Here is an 18,720-nt window from a genome sequence, read left to right as displayed (position 1 = left end):
GCCAACTACTTACCGCTCTACTGCCCCCTGCCGGTTACCATGACAAAAATGGTTTTGAACATGACGTAAATATCCATTTTCAGCCATTCCCATGGGCTGCTCAAAGCCAAGGCGTAGGCGTGGTCATAGGCAACTTTATTTCTCACATCATTCAATGTTTCATCATAACCCATGTTGACCTGGGCTAGACCGGTAATACCGGGAACAACATCAAACGTTCGTTCGCTATAAAATGGAATGTTCGTTTCCAGCTTATTGTACATCCCTGGTCGTTCAGGTCTTGGGCCAACAATGGCCATATCACCGACCAGCACATTCCAGAGTTGTGGCAATTCATCAAGACGGGTTTTTCTCAGGAAGTTACCCACTTTGGTAATTCTCGGGTCATTTTTTTGAGCCCAGACAGGGCCTGTTCCTGACTCGGCATCATTGCGCATGGTCCTGAATTTTTTCATCATAAATAAGCGAATATAGTTTTCCTTCTGATAGCCAATACGCATCTGCTGATAAATAATCGGTCCTGGGCTATCAAGGCGAATGGCCAGCGCGATAAAGGGAAACAGTGGCAGGGTGATTGCCAGCCCGGCCAGGGCGATAAGAATATCCATTAATCGTTTGCACATTGAGGCGAGAGGATGGACGTAGGTTGACTCTTTCATGGGTACACTCCTTAAGTACGTGTTTAAATCCTTATGTTTCAGTCGTTACTCTTTTCCATTGGCCTTTGGTTTGGCCTGAAAGATAGTTAATCAAACCGATAGCCATGGCCAGGTGCCCGGATACCAGGTAAAAAAGCACTCTCAATTTCTTATGATCTGGTTGTGATCGACGGAAAATATAAAAGACAGTGATACTGTAAATGCCCAGCTGAATGGCCAGAATAATCTGAAAAACAGGGTAGGATAGAGCTAGTAATGCTGAAGATGCCAGTACCATAAACAGGAACAGCGGCATGAATGGGCGCAGAAACTTACCGGAAAAAAAGTTGAAGGCGATCTTTCCAAACTTGGGATGTAATAAGCCAGCGTGACGAATGGCTTGTTGAATATTGCCGGCAGCAATTCGCTTTCTTCGCTGGAAATCCATCTCATTGCACGCCTGCTCCAGCTCCATGGCGATGATTCTCGGGTCATAAAGACATTGGTAGCCCTTCATGGTTATTTGTACCGGAAGGGTGAAATCATCATTGATCGTGTCTGCGGGGATCAGGTCAAACAGCTCACGGCGAAAGGCATAAAATGCACCATGCACCCCCAGGGTTGCACCCAGAGAGCTTTCTCTTGTTTTAATGCTTCGCTGGTACTGCCAGTAAGCCTGCTCACCAACACTGAGTGATTTTAAAAAGTGGTAGCTACCGCAAATGACCCCGGTGTTTTCATTGCTTAAGTGAGCCGCAACGATTAAAAGACTATCGTTTGATAACAGTGATGATACATCGGAGAGGGCAACCACGCTGCAACGGGAGAGGCTGATGGCTTCATTCAAAACAGCGACTTTTCCACTGTTTTCAGGCTTCTCTACTACGGATAAGTTCAGATGGTTGCATTCAGGCTCGGCCAGTGTCTCCTTTGCCAGCTGGGCTGTACCATCCGTACAGCCATCGCATACCAGAATCACTTTCAGTTTATAGTCCGGGTAATCAAGGGCAGCGAGGTTTCTGAGTTTTTCCTGAATAGTGCCTGCTTCATTATAGGCGGGCATGATCAGACTGATGCTTGGCAGCATGTGATCAAGAGGCGTGATGTGGTGGTGTCGTTGATAAAAGTTGGGCCGTGTGTTTTCCAGTCCCTGTGTCATCAATTTCAGAGCGATGGGATAACCAACATGGTGATATACAACGACCACGCCTGCCATGAAGAAGGTAATCAAGGCCAGCCACTCTATCATAGTGGCCTCCCGCAATACAGGTCATCGTATTGACTGATCATTCTCTCCAGGTTGCAATGGTTAACCACAAAGCTGCGTGCCGACGCCTGTTTTTCTTTATTGATGCCTGAACTGAGCTGTATTTTGAGGGCGTTTTCCAATGCCTGTGCACTTTCAGCCTTGATCAGGATACCGCTCTGTGGATCAACCGCTTCACGACAGCCACCCACATCGGTCAAGACAACCACTCTCTGGCAAGCCTGGGCTTCCAGCGGCGAGAGTGGCAGGCCTTCTTTTTTTGAGGCAAGACAGAAAATATCAATAGCGTGGTAAAAGCCGGGCATATCATCAATGACCCCCAGAAAGTGTACCCGTTGCTCCAGGTTAAGCCGCCTGGTTAGCTCTCTGAGTTCATGTTCAAGTTCGCCTCCCCCGGCAAGGGCGAGGTGTGCACTGTCGGGTAGTCTGGAAAAGGCATGAATCAAAAGGTCATGGCTTTTAACCTCGGTAAAGCGTGCCGCACAACCAATAATGGCGGCATCCTGGGGGAGATTCAGTCTATTTCTGGCTGCGGTTTGGTCTGCTGGCTGGAATTTATCGGTATCAATTCCATTAAGAACCACGGCTGGTGTAAAGAGCGGAATATGCTGTCGAATGCTGGCGGCAACCAGTTCTGCATCTGCGGCAACGGTCGGTTTAAGCAGGTGGAAGCAGGCCGCTACCAGCCAGCGTCGTGTTTGCTGGTTAAGATGCCAGGCATCGTGCTCAGTATGCACATGGCCACATCCGGCCAGTTTAGCGGCGATGCCACCATAGATAAGCGGGCCTACATGGTGGGTATGAACCACATCAATATTAAGTTGTCGTAAAAGTTGTGCGAGCCTGGTCACCGTCGTGAGACTCAATCCGGGAGGCTTGGCCAGAAAGTGAACCCTTTCCATGCCCTGAAGTCTTGGCCAATGTTCAACGGCTTCAGATTGCGTTCCTTCAAGACTGATAATATGAACATGTTCCGGGTTTCTGGCTTTTCGCTGTATGTCTAAAGCCATTGTCTCGATACCGCCCGGGGCAAGGTGCTGGACTATCTGTGCTATAACGAGAGGCGCTGTCATGATGATACCTCCCCCTCGTCGAACCAGTCTTTTTCCGGATCGTAAACCAGCGTTGGTGCTGTGGGCATTGATGGTATCCTGGCCAGAACAGGAACACCTGCAATGCGTTCAATACTGTCCTGAAGTCGTAAGGTGGTATCCGATATTTCTGAAATCGCCGCCAGACCAGTACCGATACCCAGACCGGCAAAGATACCTGCAACAATAAATAACGACGCCGGCAGCGCATTAGGACTGCTGGGAGTGAAGGGCTCGTCGATGATTTTAACCTGTTCTGATTCCTGATAAGAGCTCAGGTCTTCCGTCACTTTTGCCATGACATAACGGTTCAGAAAATCATCATAAAGTCTCTGTTTAATACCAAAATCACGTTGCAGTTCAACGAGAGTCCGCTCTACATCAGCAAACTGCTGCACTTTACTCTGGAGCTGGTCGGTTTGATCTTTAATATTTTTCACTTCGTTCTGCAGGCTGTTCACTTTGGCCTTGGCTTCCTGAACCGCCTGCAGCTGAGAGGCCAGTATGGTGGTTTGTCCTCCCTGGGTGTTATCCATTGAAACGGAGGGGGTTGATGACGCCAGGTTCCAGAGACGTTGAACATCTTCCGTTTTTAACTGACTGCTTTCTGCAATCATTCTCTGGCGTTCAGCCTGCAATCTATCGAGTTCTCTGACCAGGGTCTGAACTTTGCTGTGCCTCTCTGTATAACGTGAGCGAAGCATACTCAGAGTGGTGCGGGTGTTAATAATTCGTTCTTCAAGTTTACCGATAACGGGGTTGGTTTGAGCCAGGTTACCATTGAACTCTTCCATTGCCGCTTTGGCACCGACCAGTTCAGTCTCTTTTTCCATTAACAGCTGGCGGAGTTCGGCCAGTCTGGTTACGTTTGCTTTATGGAGTTCCGGAAGCTCCAATGCGAACCTTGCCTTGTAATCAGATAGTTCCAGCTCTGCCTCAGAAAGCTCCTTGTGTCGACGATCTACCTGATCCTTTAGAAACTGGGTTGAGGCAACTTGCCAGGATTTTTGTGGTGCCTGAACCAGAGTAAGGAAGTGTTCAGTCACTTTGGTCAGCAGTTCTTTAATATCGGTTTTGTTTTGACTTCGATAATAGATTTTGACCAGGTCACCGCCGAAGACGATGGACAGTGAACGTGATAGTTCATCAATGGCCTCATCTATTTGCTCTTCAGAAGATTTATAGTCGATAAACCCAACAGCTCTGGCAACACCCTTTAATACCTTGCGACTCTTAAGGAGTATTTTCAGTGCTAATTGCCGTTCTTCCAGGTTTGTGGATATGGTGAAGTCTTCCAGAATGGGATTTAACTCAGTGGTATTCTGAAGCAGTATGGTGGTGTGTGCTTCATAAAATTTGGGGGCCATGAAGCTGGCAAAAAAACCAATCACCGGCATGATCAAAATAGGCACACAAATAGTGTAACGGCGCCGCCAGGCTGCGCTGAGAAGTCGGAAGAGGTTTCTCAGGATTTCACTGGACACCCTTACCTCCGGAAATATCATTGCCCACCGCATGAATAGTGGCTGAATCAAGATCCAGTTCAGGTTGGTAAACCAGCTCTATTTTTTCGCTGTATTGCTCCAGTATATCTTTCAGACTCTGTAGCCTTGCCCAGGAGTCATTCAGTGTTTGGAAGGGTTGCCCGGCAGAAGAGGGAGCTACGGAAATAATGATGTTGAGATGCTGGCTTTCGGGTAATGAGTTAAAAAAGAGATCAATAACCTGTTTATGTTGATTATTAACCTCTAATTCCTTTTGAGTGAAATTAATAGACAACTGACGACGATACCTGTTTTTGGAAAAAGGTAATGCGTTTTCTTTTTCATTCATTCGCGCGATAACATCGGCAATCTGCTGTGTTGATCTTGTTTGCTCATTTTCCATCAGGGCCTGAACATTCAGTTGTGATTTGCATCCGTAAAGGAGTGACATACTGAAAAACATCAGTACCGCAAGGATGCGGGATTCATATCGCTTAATCACGGTGACTTCCCTGTTATCAGCCTCATATTACTCTTCAGTCAACTGGCTCAGTGGCAAATTGTCATTGATTGACAGTTTTTTGTCCTTCAGTGAGTAGTTGATTTTCCTGATTGGTAATAGTGTTAGCTTTCATGACACTTTCTAATAATAAATACAAGCATTTATGCTTCATTATTATTAATTGTAGCTGCTGTTTTAACAGGGAATTAATTTAATGAGCAGTGTGTTTTTAACGTGATAAGTGGTTGATCAGTGCTTCCAACTGCGTGGCTCTGTGCTGCCATGATTCGGTTGAGACCCTGTTCTGCCTGCTGGCTTTCTCCTCCCGCAGATCATTGGCCCTCAAAATGACTCTGGAAAAGGGTTCTTTAGGTGACTGAATGGCCAGAAGATTCTCATACTCTCGAACCGCAGGAAAAGAAGTGGCAGCGATGGGAGTACCCGAGGCAAGATATTCTCTCAACTTCAGGGGATTACAGGCCGCTATCTGTTTGTTGTTGCGAAAGGGCAGCATGGCGACATTCCAGTGCTGAATATAGGAGGGCAGCTGATGATGGGGCCTGGCTCCCAGAAAGTGTACATTTGGCAGAGCCTGAAGAGATGAAACATCAGTTTTGATATCGCCAATAAAAACAAATTGCCAGCTGGGCAGGGCAATGGCGGACTGGGCCAGTATATCTGTCTCCAGCCAGGCAGAAATACTGCCGTAGAAACCGGCAATAGGCCCGTTTTCCGGAAGATCATGGGGCCTGGCTGCCGGTGATGAAAACAGCGGGTAATCAACACCGTGCGGCAGAATAATGGTGTTGGGATGAGTAAACTTCCTGGCCAGTGTTTTGCTGACCACAAGAATCAGGTCAACCTTTTCAGCCAGCTCCTGTTCTAATGGTTTGACCATGGTATGATCAACGCCATCAAGGCCTTCAAAATCATCACCACAGTAGTAGATAGAAGCCCGTTCATTCAGGCTACCCACCATATCGACGGCAGTGGGCAGTGAGAGCCAGAGAATAACCTGATCAAATCCTTCCTGCTCTATTGCCCTGTTAATGTCTTTCAGTAAAAGTCGTTTGTTCAGTAGACGAACCCGTTTGGAGCGGTGAAAAGGAAGAACCTTGGGATTGATGATAATGGGGGGGATTTGCTCTGAGGGTGTTTGCGCAGGTTCACTATTACGCTTAAGCATGGCCAACATTTTTTGCCAGACTCTTTTTATATCCCTTAACGAAAACTGCGGCGACCTCATGCCAATGGAGTTTACCCAGATGACCCGGTGCCTTTTCATTAAATGGCTGATCAGGTGCTGGGTACTGGAAGGCAAGCCTCCCCAGTCTTCGCCAAATACAATGAGATCAGCCATTGTCACGCTCCGATGGCAAGTTCAGTGATTTGATGACCCTGGCTGGGATCCCCCCGGCAAGAACACCGGGAGGCAAATCCCTGGTGACAACGCTGCCAGTGGCAACAATGGTTCCCGCTCCGATGGTTACGCCCCCCATAACTGTAACGCCAGCCGCCAGCCATACATCATCCTGAATAATAATACTGCCTACCTGATCATCCGTATCCGGTTTTCCCTGTGCCCTGGCGGCCGGGTCAACAGGATGCCCGGGATACCCAACCAGCCTGACTTTAACCGCGAACCGAACGTTATCGCCAATTTCAATCCGGTCACCGACAAAAATTTCATTTTGCCAACTGATACCGACATTGTTACCTATTTTCAGTTCCGGCTTTTTATTGCCTGAAGCTCTGCCACTGATGGTGGTGTGGCCGGACAGCCGACAATGGTCACCCATGGTGATGGTTAATGGCCCCAGTAGCAGCGGCATGCCTGAGTAGAGATAGAGCTTCCCCGGGACATTGGCAAGTTGAGATTTGAACAGCGGTGTCCAGTAGAAAATACGCATCAGACTACTGAAAGCCCCGGTAATCATTTTATGCGATTGATACATTAAGCCATGAGCAGGCCTGATTACTGGCATTTCAATGCTGCGAATGGATTTCAAAAAAGAGAATAGAGCCCTTCCTGCGACAGAGTCACTGTTTTTTATTCGGGCTTTCAGGCTGTTTAGCATGTGGCAAACCCTTGCCGTGTATGGTGTCCGCTAATCCATTAACTATAGACGCTTTTTCTGTCTCTGAGTTTTCTTCTTCGGCCGGATAGTGATTGTCCATAAAGTTGGCAATGGCAATACTGATCGATGTAATGATGTAGACTGGCCAGAGAAAGCCCTGACTCAGAAAAGATCCGGAAACACAGAAACCAACCAGTCCTGCATAGGTTCCTACGGCGATAGCGGTCATATGGGGATCGTACTCCGGTGACCCTTTATTTCTATCCAGGCGTGTCAGGGAGCTGCGTATCGACATGAAAATGGTGAAAATCATAAAACCGAACAGGCCAAAGCCAACAAAGCCGGATTCTGACATGACCTGAAACCAGGTGCTGTGGGTAACGTGGGCCTGACCCTCCGCCCGACTGTGGGTTGCGTAATCCCAGTAATTATCCAGGAAGAGAGATAGACCAACGCCGGTCATCGGGTTTCTGAGGGCCATGTTAAAAGCTGCTTCCCAGGCGTGGATACGGCCCATCGCTGATGCATCAACGCCCTCCTCTGCGGCACCTCCGGATTTACGGTCGCTGATGCCCGCAGCGGCCACCAGAATCATCAGGCTAAAGCTGCCAATACTGATGAGCAGCAATTTTGATTTGATGATGCGAAGACCAAAGATACCAAACACGGCAACCGTCGCCAGTAAGCCGCCGCGGCTTTGCGTCGCAATGATAGATGACACAAAGATGACAATACCAATCAGGCCAAGCAGCGTTCTGATCTTGCCGGTGCCTTTGGTGGTAGCGAGGGCCACGGCATAGCTCATGGGAAAGCTGAGAACCAGAGAGAGGTCGTTGGGGTCACCCAGACTGGTACCCGGAATGGTGACACGGGTTTCCTCGACCATACCGATACCGTTGGCGTTGTTATACAGTGTGACACCGCCCACAGCCAGACCAGAACAGATGATCAGAAAGTGCGCCAGCTTGAAGTGCCAGTGCTCGGTCATCAACCACGAGATGGCCAATACCATGATGCCGATTTTCATATAAACACTGGTGAAGCTGCCAAAAGCGGTGGGGGGATAGCTGGAAAATGCGATACCAATGACCACCCAGCCAAAAAAGCGGGCAAAAATGGTGTGTTCATGACGCCAGTAAACCTGAACTTTCTTGGTCAGGATAATGTGCCAGGCCAGCACAAAATAGGACCCAAGTGCGGTTAACAGCGGGATCTTGATGGGGTCCAGCTGAGGAAAAACCTCATGGAGCCGGAAAAATGAGAACATGATAAAAATCAAACAGACCACAAAGGGTTTTTTAAGAATAAATATCAACCCCAGCGGGATCACTGCCAGCGGGAGCAGGGCTATAGGGTGTGGAAAGATCAGGCTTGGCAGTGCTGCAAGAGCGCAGTAAACGGTGACGGTTGCTGTCTGGTAGCGATTAACAAACAGCCGTTCAAGGTTGGGTAGCCGCATCTTTAAAACACCCTAGTGCCTTAAGTACTTGAGGGTGGTAAAGAGCGGGCGACGAAAGAACAGCAGCTGAGTGGCTGAAAACAGGAGCACTCCAGCCAGAATCATCAGAAATAGTTGAGCTGCCTCATGTACCTGGCCGGTCAAATTATCCCTAAGCAGGAGTAACCCTCCCAGCATAATCATGGCGCTGCAAAAGCTGGGTAAAAGAGCGTGCAGGAAAGACGACGATTTCAGCTCGAATGCTGGCAGCATGAGTTTCAGGTGAACAGCGAAACTGATCAGGTTAATGCTTAACCAGGCCCAACATGCTCCTTCAACACCATATTGGATACCAACGAAAAAAATTGGCAGGGTCAAAATAGTTAACAGTAAAGTATGGCTATTTTTTTTCGGTTCACCAATGGCCGTTATACCGGTAGCCAGCATTTCCGACAGCATTCGGAATGGGCTGGTCAGGCAGAGAATTTGAAACGGTACAATTGCCGCAGCCCATTTATCAGAGAGGACCAGAGTGATTAATTCAGGCGATATGGCGCACATACCGAGATACATGGGGAAAAGTACCAGACTGGCAAGCTGAACGGATTTATGCAGATATTGCCCGGCAACATTACGTTCATTCTGCAGCTTGGCAAATGATGAAAGCCCAAGGTGGTTGAGAAGTTCGCCGATCTTGTCGCTGGGAAGATTGGCCAGATTCCTGGCAACAGAGAACACCCCCAGATCGGCTTTGCTGAGCAGGCGGCCAATGCTGATGTTGCCAAAGACATTGACGAAATAACGCAACACATCATTAACGGTGGCGATGCCACTGAATCCTGCCATTTTGGCAAAACCCCTGAAACTCAATGCAGGCCGGACCCAGCAGGGGGCTATTAGGTTATAGCCAATGGTCAGAGCCAGACGCATGAACAGATGCCCCAGAATCAGTGACCATACGCCGCAACCGGAGGCAGCCATGGCGATGGTGACAAGGCTGGTCATCAGGGCCGTATAAAACTGGACTTTTTCCCGCTCTTTGAACAGCATCCTGCGGCTTGCCATGGCATAAGGGAGGGTATGAAAGATCATAATAAGGTGCTGGCAGGCGACTGCCCGGACCAGAACGGTCACTCTTGGTTCATCAAAGAAGCTGGCAATAACCGGGGCGATGGAAAAGAAAACGCTGAAAAAAACCAGACAGGAAACAATGTTAATCGTGCATGCCTGCCGGAGCCGGTCTGTGGTGAGTTCTTCTGCCTGAATGATCGCTTTGCCAATACCAAAGTCTCCCATCAGTGCAAAGATACCGATAAAAGCCATGGTCATGGCCATAAGGCCGTAATCATCAGGTGTCAGCAGGCGGATCAGAATCAGTGTATTGAGCCAGGTGAAAATCTGGGCCACAAGGCGCAGGATCGCGCCAACTTTCAATCCTTTGATAACATTCTGTCCAAGTTCCATTGAGTTTATCCAACCGTTTGAGAGCGATCCTGTTTCTTATTAGCCAGGCCATGGGCAGGGGACTCTTTGATGAGGTTATTGGGCCAATCGTACCCTTTTGCCTGCACGGCTTGCTGGTAGACATCAAGAATCTTTGGCAGGATTGCCTGACTTGAATAGTTATTGATCACTGTCGCAATACAGGCTTCTCTGATTTGCCACTTTACGGCCTCTGGCAGTGAGTCCCAGAACAGCAGTAAATTGCTCATTGCATTAAGGTCGCCAATCGGAGACGTCCAGCCATTGAAGCCCTGCACAATAAGGTCCGGAAGTCCGCCCAATGGAAAGCTGAGGACAGGCACACCATGAGCCATGGCTTCAAGCGCCACCAGGGGCAACCCTTCAAAGCGGGAGGTGATACACAACAGGCCAATATCGCGCCAATGGGCTTCCATGGATTGAACCTGTCCCATGAACATGACGTTATTGACCTGCTGCTTTTGCAGCATTTCTTCCATTGGGCCACTGCCATAGAGCCGGAAGGGGAGATGTGGCTGGTGCTTGGCCAGTTGCAGAAACAAGTCAGGACCTTTCTCGTGACTCAACCGGCCAACAAAGGCGATGGCTGTTCCCGAGGGGGGATAATGTTCCGGAACCTCCACAAAGTTATCAATCCGATGGGGAGCACTGATCCATCTTCTGGCAATCTCATCACTGACGGCAATATTTTCAGATATGGGGCTGCTCAGCTGATCAAGCAGTGAATATAGCCGGACCATACCTTCACCCGGATCACCATTATGAAAGGTGGAAACAACAGGCGTCCTTGTGACTACCGAAGCCAGGCGGCCAACAATACCGGCTTTGTACCCATGGGTGTGAAGTAACAGAGGCTGTGTGTTTTTGAGTGCTGAGATCAACCCGGGCAACTTGCCGCTGAGGTAGCGAAAACGGAGGGCCGAGTCTGTTAAGGCCTGTTCAAGAGGGTGTTCAGCCTGATATTGCTGGTAAAACCAGATTTCTGCAGGCCAGCCACTGTTTTTCAGCGCTTTGCCAAGTTGGTAAACATGGGTCTCGATACCACCTGCCTGTCGGGAGTCCAGGAGTATGACAATGGGATGATCAGTCATTATTGTCTCCCGGCGTTTCATAATCTCCGCCCTCTACCTGCGTATTACCCGACAAGGCACGCTGACTTGATATGAGGCTGATAAAGTCGTGGGCGGACAGTGGCTTTCCGTAGTAATAGCCTTGTCCTTCCTGACAGCCTTTGTTAGCCAGGTAGGTTTCCTGTTCAACAGTCTCTACACCCTCAGCCAGAACTTTCAGGCCGAAGCTCTTGCCAATCTGAACAATCGCTTCAACGATGCCACAGTTTTCGCGGTTATCAGGAAGATCTTCGACAAAGGATTTATCAATTTTGATTTTGTCGAAGGGAAACTGTTTAAGGTAACCCAGCGAGGAGTAACCTGTTCCAAAGTCATCAAGTGCCAGTGTTACCCCAATGTTTTTCATATTCTGGAGCTGGGCTTTCGATGCTTCCAGGTCATCAATAATGGAGGTTTCTGTCACCTCAAGCTCCAGGGTTTCAGGGGGAATCTGGTATTTATTCAGTAAAAAAGCGATTCGATCAGCAATATTCTGATCCTGCAGCTGAATGGCCGAGAGGTTGACGGCCAGACGCAGGTTTTGATGACCGTCAAGGTGCCACTTGTTTAACTGTTGGCAGGCATTCTCCAGAACCCAGTTACCAATAGGAATAATATCAAGACTGTGTTCTGCCATGGGAATGAACATATCCGGTGAGATCACCCCTTTCTCCGGGTGATTCCAGCGCAGCAAGGCCTCGGCACCCACCAGCTCGCCTTTTTGATAGTTAAACTGTGGCTGGAACGCCAGGCTGAGTTCGTGGTTTTCAAGGGCCTGGTGGAGGTCCATTTCCAACCGCTTGCGCTGGCGGATTTCGGTATCAATCGTGGCTACATAGAACTGGTAGCGGTTGTGGCTTCTGGACTTGGCCATGATCATGGCAAATTCAGCCTGCTGCAGGAGGGTGTCGACATCCTCACCATCATCAGGAAAGAGCGTTATTCCGACAGTAGCACTGATGGTCAGCTGCTCATTGTTAATCTCGAACGGTCTGTCAAGCTGCCTGATCAGAGACTGGGCCATCTCAGCAGCCTCGTAGGGCTGTTCGATCTTTGATTGGATAATGGCAAACTGATCTTCACCTAATCGACCAATATAGGCTTTATTGCCGATGCAGTTTCTAAGGCGATCCGAGACTTTTACCAGAATATGTTCGGCGGCATTGAAGTTGACTTGGGCATTGAGGGATTTAAAGTCATCCAGTCCGAGGCAGAGAATAGCGATGTTCTCATGCTTGTTAGTGGCCTTTTGGATAAAGGTATTGATCTGGTTCTGCAGGGTGCGGCGATTTGGTAGTCTGGTCAGGTAGTCATATTGGGACAGCCGCATGATACGGGCTTCTGCTTTTTGACGCAGACTTTGATGGTAGTTAATGGATGTTAACAGTTTATTGGCCGTTCTGACCCAGAGACCTAACTCATTATTTTCATTACCTTCAGGCACAGGCAGCTGCTGTTGTCCCGGTGCTTCAGGATCGATACTTGATAAATGGCGAATCAAACGATTCATGGGGCGAGTCAGCAACGTTGAGCAGATCAGGTACATCAACAGAGCCATTGCTATGGCCCTGATTATCCCGGCAAATACCACAACGACGGATCTTTGAATAAACGCCTTACCTTCGTAGGCCGTATCAATGGAGAGAATCAATTCCCCAAAGTGTTCTTTCCCTGATTCAAGTGGCTGACGGTAGGTACGGATGGAGTCAAAAATATAGTCAGAAAGGAGGCGGTACCGGGAAGCAAAAATGGGCCTCTCTACCTTGGCCAGATTTGCCGTATCATCCAGTCGTATTGCTGCCACCTGCACCGACTTCATTTCCAGCAGACCATTGAGCACTTCTTGTCCCATATCGGTATCCAGACGATCAACCGCCTTGCTGGCGGGATCATGAATCATTGCCAGCAATTCCCGGGCTTTTCGATCAATATCAGCGCTGGACAGGTGAGCATCCAGAAACACCTGCACAAGGCTTAGTAATATGCCTAATGTGCAGGCACAGAGAAGGACCGCTTTAAGCAGTTTGATGGATAAGTGTTCTGCAGAATGCACGCCCTTCTGGGTATCCATAAAAATAACTTTAATAATTAGCCATCGATTCAGAGTTATTTGGATACAGCTTCATGTCTGAATGCATTAAGGCGTGTTGTCTGGTTGGTATTTTTTACAGCCTTACGAATTAACTATAGGGTTTGCTCAGATTTGTGTTTTATAAAAAAATGAAATTTTAATTATTTTTTAATTCCCGAGACTATTTCATGATCTTTTGCTCTTTTCTTTAAAATATGACTTTTACAGAATGCATCTCTGTTCTTTTGTCTAATCTAATTGAATGTGTGTTGTGTAAAATTATGTTTTACTTTTATCAGGTAAATAATAAGAAGTATTGAAGTTGGGAGTAACAGGTAATGGATTACGCGACTTATCAAGCCAGCAGCTGTGATATTATTGAATTGCATAACAAATTCAATGCAGAGACAGTGAATGAGGTTAGAGGTCACTTTGATCATTTAATTAAAGAGTGTGCAGGAGATGTCCTTGTTGATATGAGTTCTGTTAATGAACTTGATTCTTCAGGCATCGGTGCGCTGGTTTTTCTTTATAAGCGTCTAAAGACTGAGAGCAGAAATCTTGGATTGCTTGGTGTTAATGGAAAGCCTGACGAGTTATTGACAATGCTCAGGATTAACCAGACGATCAAGCAATATGAGAGTATTGAAGAGTATCTGTCGAAAAAATAAATTATTTTTATTTTTTTCTATTTTGATATCGGGTGGTAAATCTGCCGGGTATCTGTTTGTTTGTTTTTTATTTCCTTTACTCTCCTCATGCTCATTTCTATGGCCATTTCATGCTGACCGTGATTTTAGCCTTACAGTTGATGAAAAACGCAATATCAGGGATATTAACCGGTCTCATGTGATTAAGTTATTGAATATCAGCCAATCCAGATATATTGAGCTCAAAGACGCTGGTGGTGAATATTGCCTTCCCGGGCAGATGAGCTTAATCAATGATAAGCATCGGCTTATCAGGCATGAGATTGATGGTGACCTTCTGGGCGATGCCAGTCATCAACTCAGTGAATCATTTGTGGCCCTGGAAAAGGTTCGTTTGATCATGGAGGCGATGGCTGAAGATGGCGGATGCCCTTTACAGTATGCTTCAGGGCTGATTCAAGAGGGCCACAAACCATTACGGTCGAAAGACTCTGTTCTGGGGCTTTCAGACTGGCCAAGACCTGTAAATTTATGGCTGTTTATGCGGGTGCCTCAATGAAGACTCTCCATTGCACAGGTATTTGCAGCAGGCTATTGCAGACTCTGGCAGTTTTCCTGTTATTCGTCGTCTATTCTGGCGGAGTACTTGCCAATGCACCCATCGAAAAAGGTGGAGTGTTCCTCATAAAGCTGAGTGATGGTGGAGAATCTGTGCCGCTTCTTCGAGTTGATGAGGCGGTGGCAGTCACTTTTCCTGATGGAATGGTTCTCAATTTGATGGGAATGGATGAAGAGGCTGCTTCCTCTGAAATACTCAGTAAAACTGGTGAATCTTATAATGTAGAGAGCATAAACTATATTGCCCCGGAACGTTTGATCAACATTGCCATCCTCGGTGATATCCAAAATCCCGGGAAGTACCCTTTTCCCATTGACTCATTGTTAACCAGTCTTAATTCGTACCACACTTTTTTTGACGATACTGATGTTGATGCAGATTTTACCCTGATCAGGAACAGCCAGCATATTAAAGTGCCAGCCGCACAGTCAGGGGAATGGCAGCTGGAAGCCGATGATGCTGTGCTGATTTCTTTACGGGAGAAAACTCCTGAAAAAACAGTTGATCCGCAGAAGCAGACGGGCAGTAAAAAAGAAGTTTCACCTCAACCTGGTTTGAAAAACAATCAAAGCGCTGGCATAGAAGCTCACATGTTGGCTGCACCGGTAAGCGAAGAGGAGACTGTTCTGACGGGGCCAGAATCGGCGACTGCGGAGGTGGCTACCCCGGAAGTAGCTGACGTATCAGGCGTTGAGGTTGATAAATCATCAGGGCGGACGAGAGACCCTGTACATTATCAGTTGCAGTCAGGGGATATTCTGGTTATAGGGCTGCCGGGGGAAGAGGGGTTTAATACGAACTTCCTTATTGGCAGAGATGGGACTATCCACCTGCCTGAAGTAGGGCAGTTGAAAGTAGCCGACCTTACGTTAAGGGCTGCAGATAAAGCCATTTATACGGCGTTGTCCGATGTGTTTCTCGGGCTTGATAAACTGACCATTCATTTGAAGGAAAAACGGCTACTGATCACTGTATTGGGTTTTGTCAACAACCCGGGTGAGGTCGAACTGCCCAGTACCGGTAATATCCAAATGGCGATTACCGAGGCAGGGGGCTTCGTTGATGGTGCCCAGCTGGATAGGCTTCAGTTGAGAAGGGATGGTAAGAAAAACGTCTTTAACTTTAAACGCTATCTGGATACCGGGGACCCCTCTGTTCTTCCGGAGATAAAGTCTCTGGATGAGATTTTTGTGCCTACCTCACCTGGTTTGAGCAGTGTGCACGGAGAGCCCAGAGCCGTAGATGATAAGGCGCTTGATTCTGTTTCTGACAGGACCGTGATCAAGGTATTTGGTGAAGTGCTGAAGCCCGTTAGCTTTCCTTACCAGGAAGGCATTAATGTTGTGGATGCCATTTTGAAAGGCGGGGGGGTTACCCGCTATGCCAATGTTGAACAGATTCGGTTGCTTTCTGGTACAGAGCCCAAGCTGTTTGACCTTAAGAAGTTTCTTGACAGTGGAAAAGATGAAGATTTACCAATGTTGGAGCCGGGATCAACCATCTATGTTGCTCAGCAGGTTGATTCTGTTTCTGGTGGCGCGCGTAAAGTGTATGTGATGGGACAGGTTCAGAAGCCCGGTGCATTCGAAACATCTGAAGGCGTTGGTTTTCTGGATATTCTCGCTAGCTCAGGGGGCCCTACCCAATATGCCGATATTCGTTCGGTCAGGATTTTGAAAAATAATGGTACAGTAGTACCATTTAACTTTCAGGATTTTACCGAAGGACGAACCAGCAGCATACCCTCGATTGACTCGGGCGATGCGGTGTTTTTCCCCGAAAAAGGTCCTGAGGATGATAAGTCCTGGCTCAAGCTTGAAACTGATGACTCACTGAAGATACTCGGGGCTATTAAAAAGCCCGGCCGCTATGAGTGGGCACCTTCGGTAGATTTTATGGATTATATCAGTAACGCTGGTGGCCCGACTGATAAAGCAGACCTCGCCCATGTGAAAGTTATTAAGCCAGGCCCCAATGATCAGCGGAATATCATTGAGTTCAATATGCAGGAGTTTATTGAAGTTGGTGGGTCATGGTCAGATATGCCTCAACTGACGGGTGGTACAACGATCGTTATTCCCGAGTTGCCGGAGAACCCATCAGCCAATACTTCCAGCTGGGTTAAGTTACCAAAGGAAAATGCCATCTACGTTATGGGTGCTGTTAAAACACCGGGGCGCTACGCTTTTAACAATGAAATGGGCTTTCTGGATATAGTCGGTGCTACTTCAGGACCTTCAGAAGAAGCAGACCTGAGCCAGATTCGAATCGTTCATCGCAATGAGGGAGCTCCCAGAGTCACCAAGTTTGACCTTGTGAGATATTTTGAAACGGGTGATGACAGTTTGCTACCAAAAGTGAAACCCGGTGACTCTATCTTTTTCCCATCCAGAGCACGTAAATGGGTTGAGAAAAAACCTGAAGATACGGTCAGGATTATGGGTGCTGTTTTTGTCTCAGGCCGTTATGAATTTACCAATAACATGACCATTCTGGATTTACTGGCAGAGGCGAAAGGACCAAAGGAGACCGCTTATGTTGAGAAAATACTCATAGTCAACAGTTCCTGTTGTGAGAACCGGACGGCGACATTTGATCTGGTGGAATTTATGAAAGACCCGGATGCTTCACGGTTACCGGTGTTAAGGGCTGGTGATACGGTCTTTGTGCCAGAATTATCACAATCAAACTGGAATGTTCTCATGGGGCTGGTTGCTGATGCGGCCGCTGTTTTGACGGTAATTCAATTCCTCACCAATCTGGGATGGTTTACGCCATGATCAAGCTACCCATTAACTATCTGGAGATTGAAGAGGTATATGGCAACAGTATTGGTAAAGGGTTGCGTTCGGTCGCTATTACTTCCGCCAATGCGGAAGAGGGCTGCAGTACCCTGGCTTATGCGTTAAGTCAGCGCAGTGAAATCGATGGCAAGCGAACGTTGCTGGTGGAAGTGAACATGCTGCACCCTGAACTGGGTGATATTTCCGGGCATATTCATACCGACTGGTTGCCCAATCCTCAGTCTGCTGATGGCTGTATTATGCGTTCGGACGATGTGAACCTGGATATACTGCCGGCTCCTTGTGATACGGATGTGCTTGGATTCCGCAGTATTACCAACATGAGCAAGCTTATGGAGCATTGGCTGGAAAACTATGACGCGGTGATTTTTGATACCTCCCCGGTAAATGCCAGGAATCGTAATAATATTCCCGCAGAGTCCATTTGTGCCATGGTTGATGGAACAATCATGATCGTCATGGCTGGAGTGACTCGACAAACACAATTCAAAACAGCACTGGACAGGCTGACCCAGCATGATGTGTCATTAGTTGGTGTTGTTTATAATGATTTTCTAAATCCTCGCCTGGCGGATGAAATTTGCCGGGAAACCCGTCGACTGGACAACTGGTTTCCTAATGCCATGCAGAAAGTCAGAAATTACGTTAAAAAATCTTCGTTCTTTAATATTGACCTTTAGGGGCTGTGTTCCCTTTGGTTATCTGCGTCATCAAACAGGTTGTCGTAGCACACAGTGAAATATCAAAGGGGCTCTGCTGGTAGTGTTTTGTCCCGTAGATAGATGAAAACGGTATTGTTTATCAGGTAGGGGGCGTAACACCAATCTCAATGGTCGGGCCAAGGAATTTAGGGCCAGTATTGAGAAAATGTACCTCCAGCACAGCCAGTACCCTGGCAAGCATCTCTCTGGCTCTATTGCTGATATCAATGTCATAGCCCTCGCCCGCATTAAAGGCAATGGCGTCAATATCATGATTCATGGCGATATACAGAGCCCGCTTATTGTGTGGAGCCTGGGAAATAATTGTAAAGCTATCCAAATCAAAAACATGATGTGCCCTGAGAACGGAATCAAGCGTTCTGAAACCGGCATAGTCGCGATATATGCGTTCTGCAGGGACGCCTTTCTTTAGCAGGTCACGCCTTATAGTGCTTGGTTCATCGTAAAAACGGGTGCTGTTATCGCCGCTGATGAGAATGTAATCAATCTTACCCGCTTGGTAGAGTTGGAAGGCTGCTTCCAGCCGGAGCCGGTAGTGGTCATTAAAGCCGCCCAGGCGAGAGTATTTGCTGGTACCCAGCAAAACACCAACCTGATTATAGGGGAGCTTGCTCAGGTTAGAGTACAGGGCGTTATTGGTTGCCCTGGCCACCATCAAGTTGCAAAGTACAGTCAATGCCAGCAAGACAATGGTAGAGAGAATGGCCAGCCTGACAAAAATCAGTACATGGGGTATTCGGACACCCATCGTATACCTTCAATGCG

16 protein-coding genes are annotated in these 18,720 nt (G+C 47.7%); 4 read left to right on the top strand and 12 right to left on the bottom strand.

What is annotated here, in order from left to right:
* Nucleotides 1–17: 17 nt before the first annotated feature.
* From ACO6V1_RS04875 to ACO6V1_RS04825, 11 genes are all read right to left on the bottom strand, one after another.
* On the bottom strand, nt 18–659 hold the full coding sequence (locus ACO6V1_RS04875) for a sugar transferase (RefSeq protein WP_269673307.1): 642 nt from the start codon (nt 657–659) through the stop codon (nt 18–20).
* 31 nt (nt 660–690) lie between these two features.
* A complete protein-coding gene (locus tag ACO6V1_RS04870) occupies nt 691–1,887 on the bottom strand; it encodes a glycosyltransferase family 2 protein (RefSeq protein WP_422449487.1) in 1,197 nt (398 codons plus the stop codon).
* Nucleotides 1,884–2,978 carry a glycosyltransferase gene (locus ACO6V1_RS04865; RefSeq protein ID WP_422449485.1) on the bottom strand — a complete coding sequence of 365 codons (1,095 nt, stop codon included), beginning with the start codon at nt 2,976–2,978 and terminating at the stop codon, nt 1,884–1,886. The genes ACO6V1_RS04870 and ACO6V1_RS04865 overlap by 4 nt, the downstream gene beginning before the upstream one ends.
* On the bottom strand, nt 2,975–4,480 hold the full coding sequence (locus ACO6V1_RS04860) for a GumC family protein (RefSeq protein ID WP_422449483.1): 1,506 nt from the start codon (nt 4,478–4,480) through the stop codon (nt 2,975–2,977). Before ACO6V1_RS04860 ends, ACO6V1_RS04865 begins: the two co-directional genes overlap by 4 nt.
* Nucleotides 4,470–4,982 carry a hypothetical protein gene (locus tag ACO6V1_RS04855; protein WP_422460887.1) on the bottom strand — a complete coding sequence of 171 codons (513 nt, stop codon included), beginning with the start codon at nt 4,980–4,982 and terminating at the stop codon, nt 4,470–4,472. Before ACO6V1_RS04855 ends, ACO6V1_RS04860 begins: the two co-directional genes overlap by 11 nt.
* A gap of 229 nt (nt 4,983–5,211) precedes the next feature.
* Complete coding sequence (locus ACO6V1_RS04850; protein ID WP_422466036.1) at nt 5,212–6,342, bottom strand: glycosyltransferase; 1,131 nt, start codon at nt 6,340–6,342, stop codon at nt 5,212–5,214.
* Entirely contained in the window at nt 6,335–7,060 is a 726-nt protein-coding gene (locus ACO6V1_RS04845) for an acyltransferase (protein ID WP_422466034.1), read from the bottom strand. The genes ACO6V1_RS04850 and ACO6V1_RS04845 overlap by 8 nt, the downstream gene beginning before the upstream one ends.
* Nucleotides 7,023–8,519, bottom strand: a complete 1,497-nt coding sequence (locus tag ACO6V1_RS04840) for an O-antigen ligase family protein (protein ID WP_422466032.1) — start codon at nt 8,517–8,519, stop codon at nt 7,023–7,025. The genes ACO6V1_RS04845 and ACO6V1_RS04840 overlap by 38 nt, the downstream gene beginning before the upstream one ends.
* A gap of 12 nt (nt 8,520–8,531) precedes the next feature.
* Complete coding sequence (locus ACO6V1_RS04835) at nt 8,532–9,962, bottom strand: lipopolysaccharide biosynthesis protein (protein ID WP_422466030.1); 1,431 nt, start codon at nt 9,960–9,962, stop codon at nt 8,532–8,534.
* A gap of 5 nt (nt 9,963–9,967) precedes the next feature.
* Nucleotides 9,968–11,071 (bottom strand): glycosyltransferase family 4 protein, encoded by a 1,104-nt coding sequence (locus ACO6V1_RS04830; RefSeq protein WP_422449471.1) that lies wholly within the window; start codon nt 11,069–11,071, stop codon nt 9,968–9,970.
* Nucleotides 11,064–13,160 carry a putative bifunctional diguanylate cyclase/phosphodiesterase gene (locus tag ACO6V1_RS04825; protein WP_422449469.1) on the bottom strand — a complete coding sequence of 699 codons (2,097 nt, stop codon included), beginning with the start codon at nt 13,158–13,160 and terminating at the stop codon, nt 11,064–11,066. The genes ACO6V1_RS04830 and ACO6V1_RS04825 overlap by 8 nt, the downstream gene beginning before the upstream one ends.
* Nucleotides 13,161–13,498: 338 nt before the next feature.
* Between ACO6V1_RS04825 and ACO6V1_RS04820 the strand changes: the two genes are divergently transcribed.
* The 4 genes from ACO6V1_RS04820 (at nt 13,499) to ACO6V1_RS04805 (ending at nt 17,913) form a co-directional block, all read left to right on the top strand.
* Nucleotides 13,499–13,831, top strand: a complete 333-nt coding sequence (locus ACO6V1_RS04820; protein ID WP_209199922.1) for an STAS domain-containing protein — start codon at nt 13,499–13,501, stop codon at nt 13,829–13,831.
* A gap of 190 nt (nt 13,832–14,021) precedes the next feature.
* Entirely contained in the window at nt 14,022–14,369 is a 348-nt protein-coding gene (locus ACO6V1_RS04815) for a hypothetical protein (protein WP_422449466.1), read from the top strand.
* Complete coding sequence (locus ACO6V1_RS04810; protein WP_422466029.1) at nt 14,366–17,209, top strand: SLBB domain-containing protein; 2,844 nt, start codon at nt 14,366–14,368, stop codon at nt 17,207–17,209. The genes ACO6V1_RS04815 and ACO6V1_RS04810 overlap by 4 nt, the downstream gene beginning before the upstream one ends.
* Nucleotides 17,206–17,913 carry a CpsD/CapB family tyrosine-protein kinase gene (locus ACO6V1_RS04805; RefSeq protein ID WP_101744791.1) on the top strand — a complete coding sequence of 236 codons (708 nt, stop codon included), beginning with the start codon at nt 17,206–17,208 and terminating at the stop codon, nt 17,911–17,913. The genes ACO6V1_RS04810 and ACO6V1_RS04805 overlap by 4 nt, the downstream gene beginning before the upstream one ends.
* 121 nt (nt 17,914–18,034) lie before the next feature.
* On the opposite strand, the gene ACO6V1_RS04800 is transcribed toward ACO6V1_RS04805, so the two are convergent.
* On the bottom strand, nt 18,035–18,703 hold the full coding sequence (locus ACO6V1_RS04800; RefSeq protein WP_422449462.1) for a SanA/YdcF family protein: 669 nt from the start codon (nt 18,701–18,703) through the stop codon (nt 18,035–18,037).
* Between the last annotated feature and the right edge of the window lie 17 nt (nt 18,704–18,720).

Origin of the sequence: Endozoicomonas sp. ALC013 (assembly GCF_049310205.1) — a bacterium.
In the GTDB taxonomy this organism is placed as follows: Bacteria; Pseudomonadota; Gammaproteobacteria; order Pseudomonadales; family Endozoicomonadaceae; genus Endozoicomonas.
The sequence above is the reverse complement of the archived record's forward strand: the minus strand, read 5'-3'. Positions and strand labels throughout refer to the sequence as shown.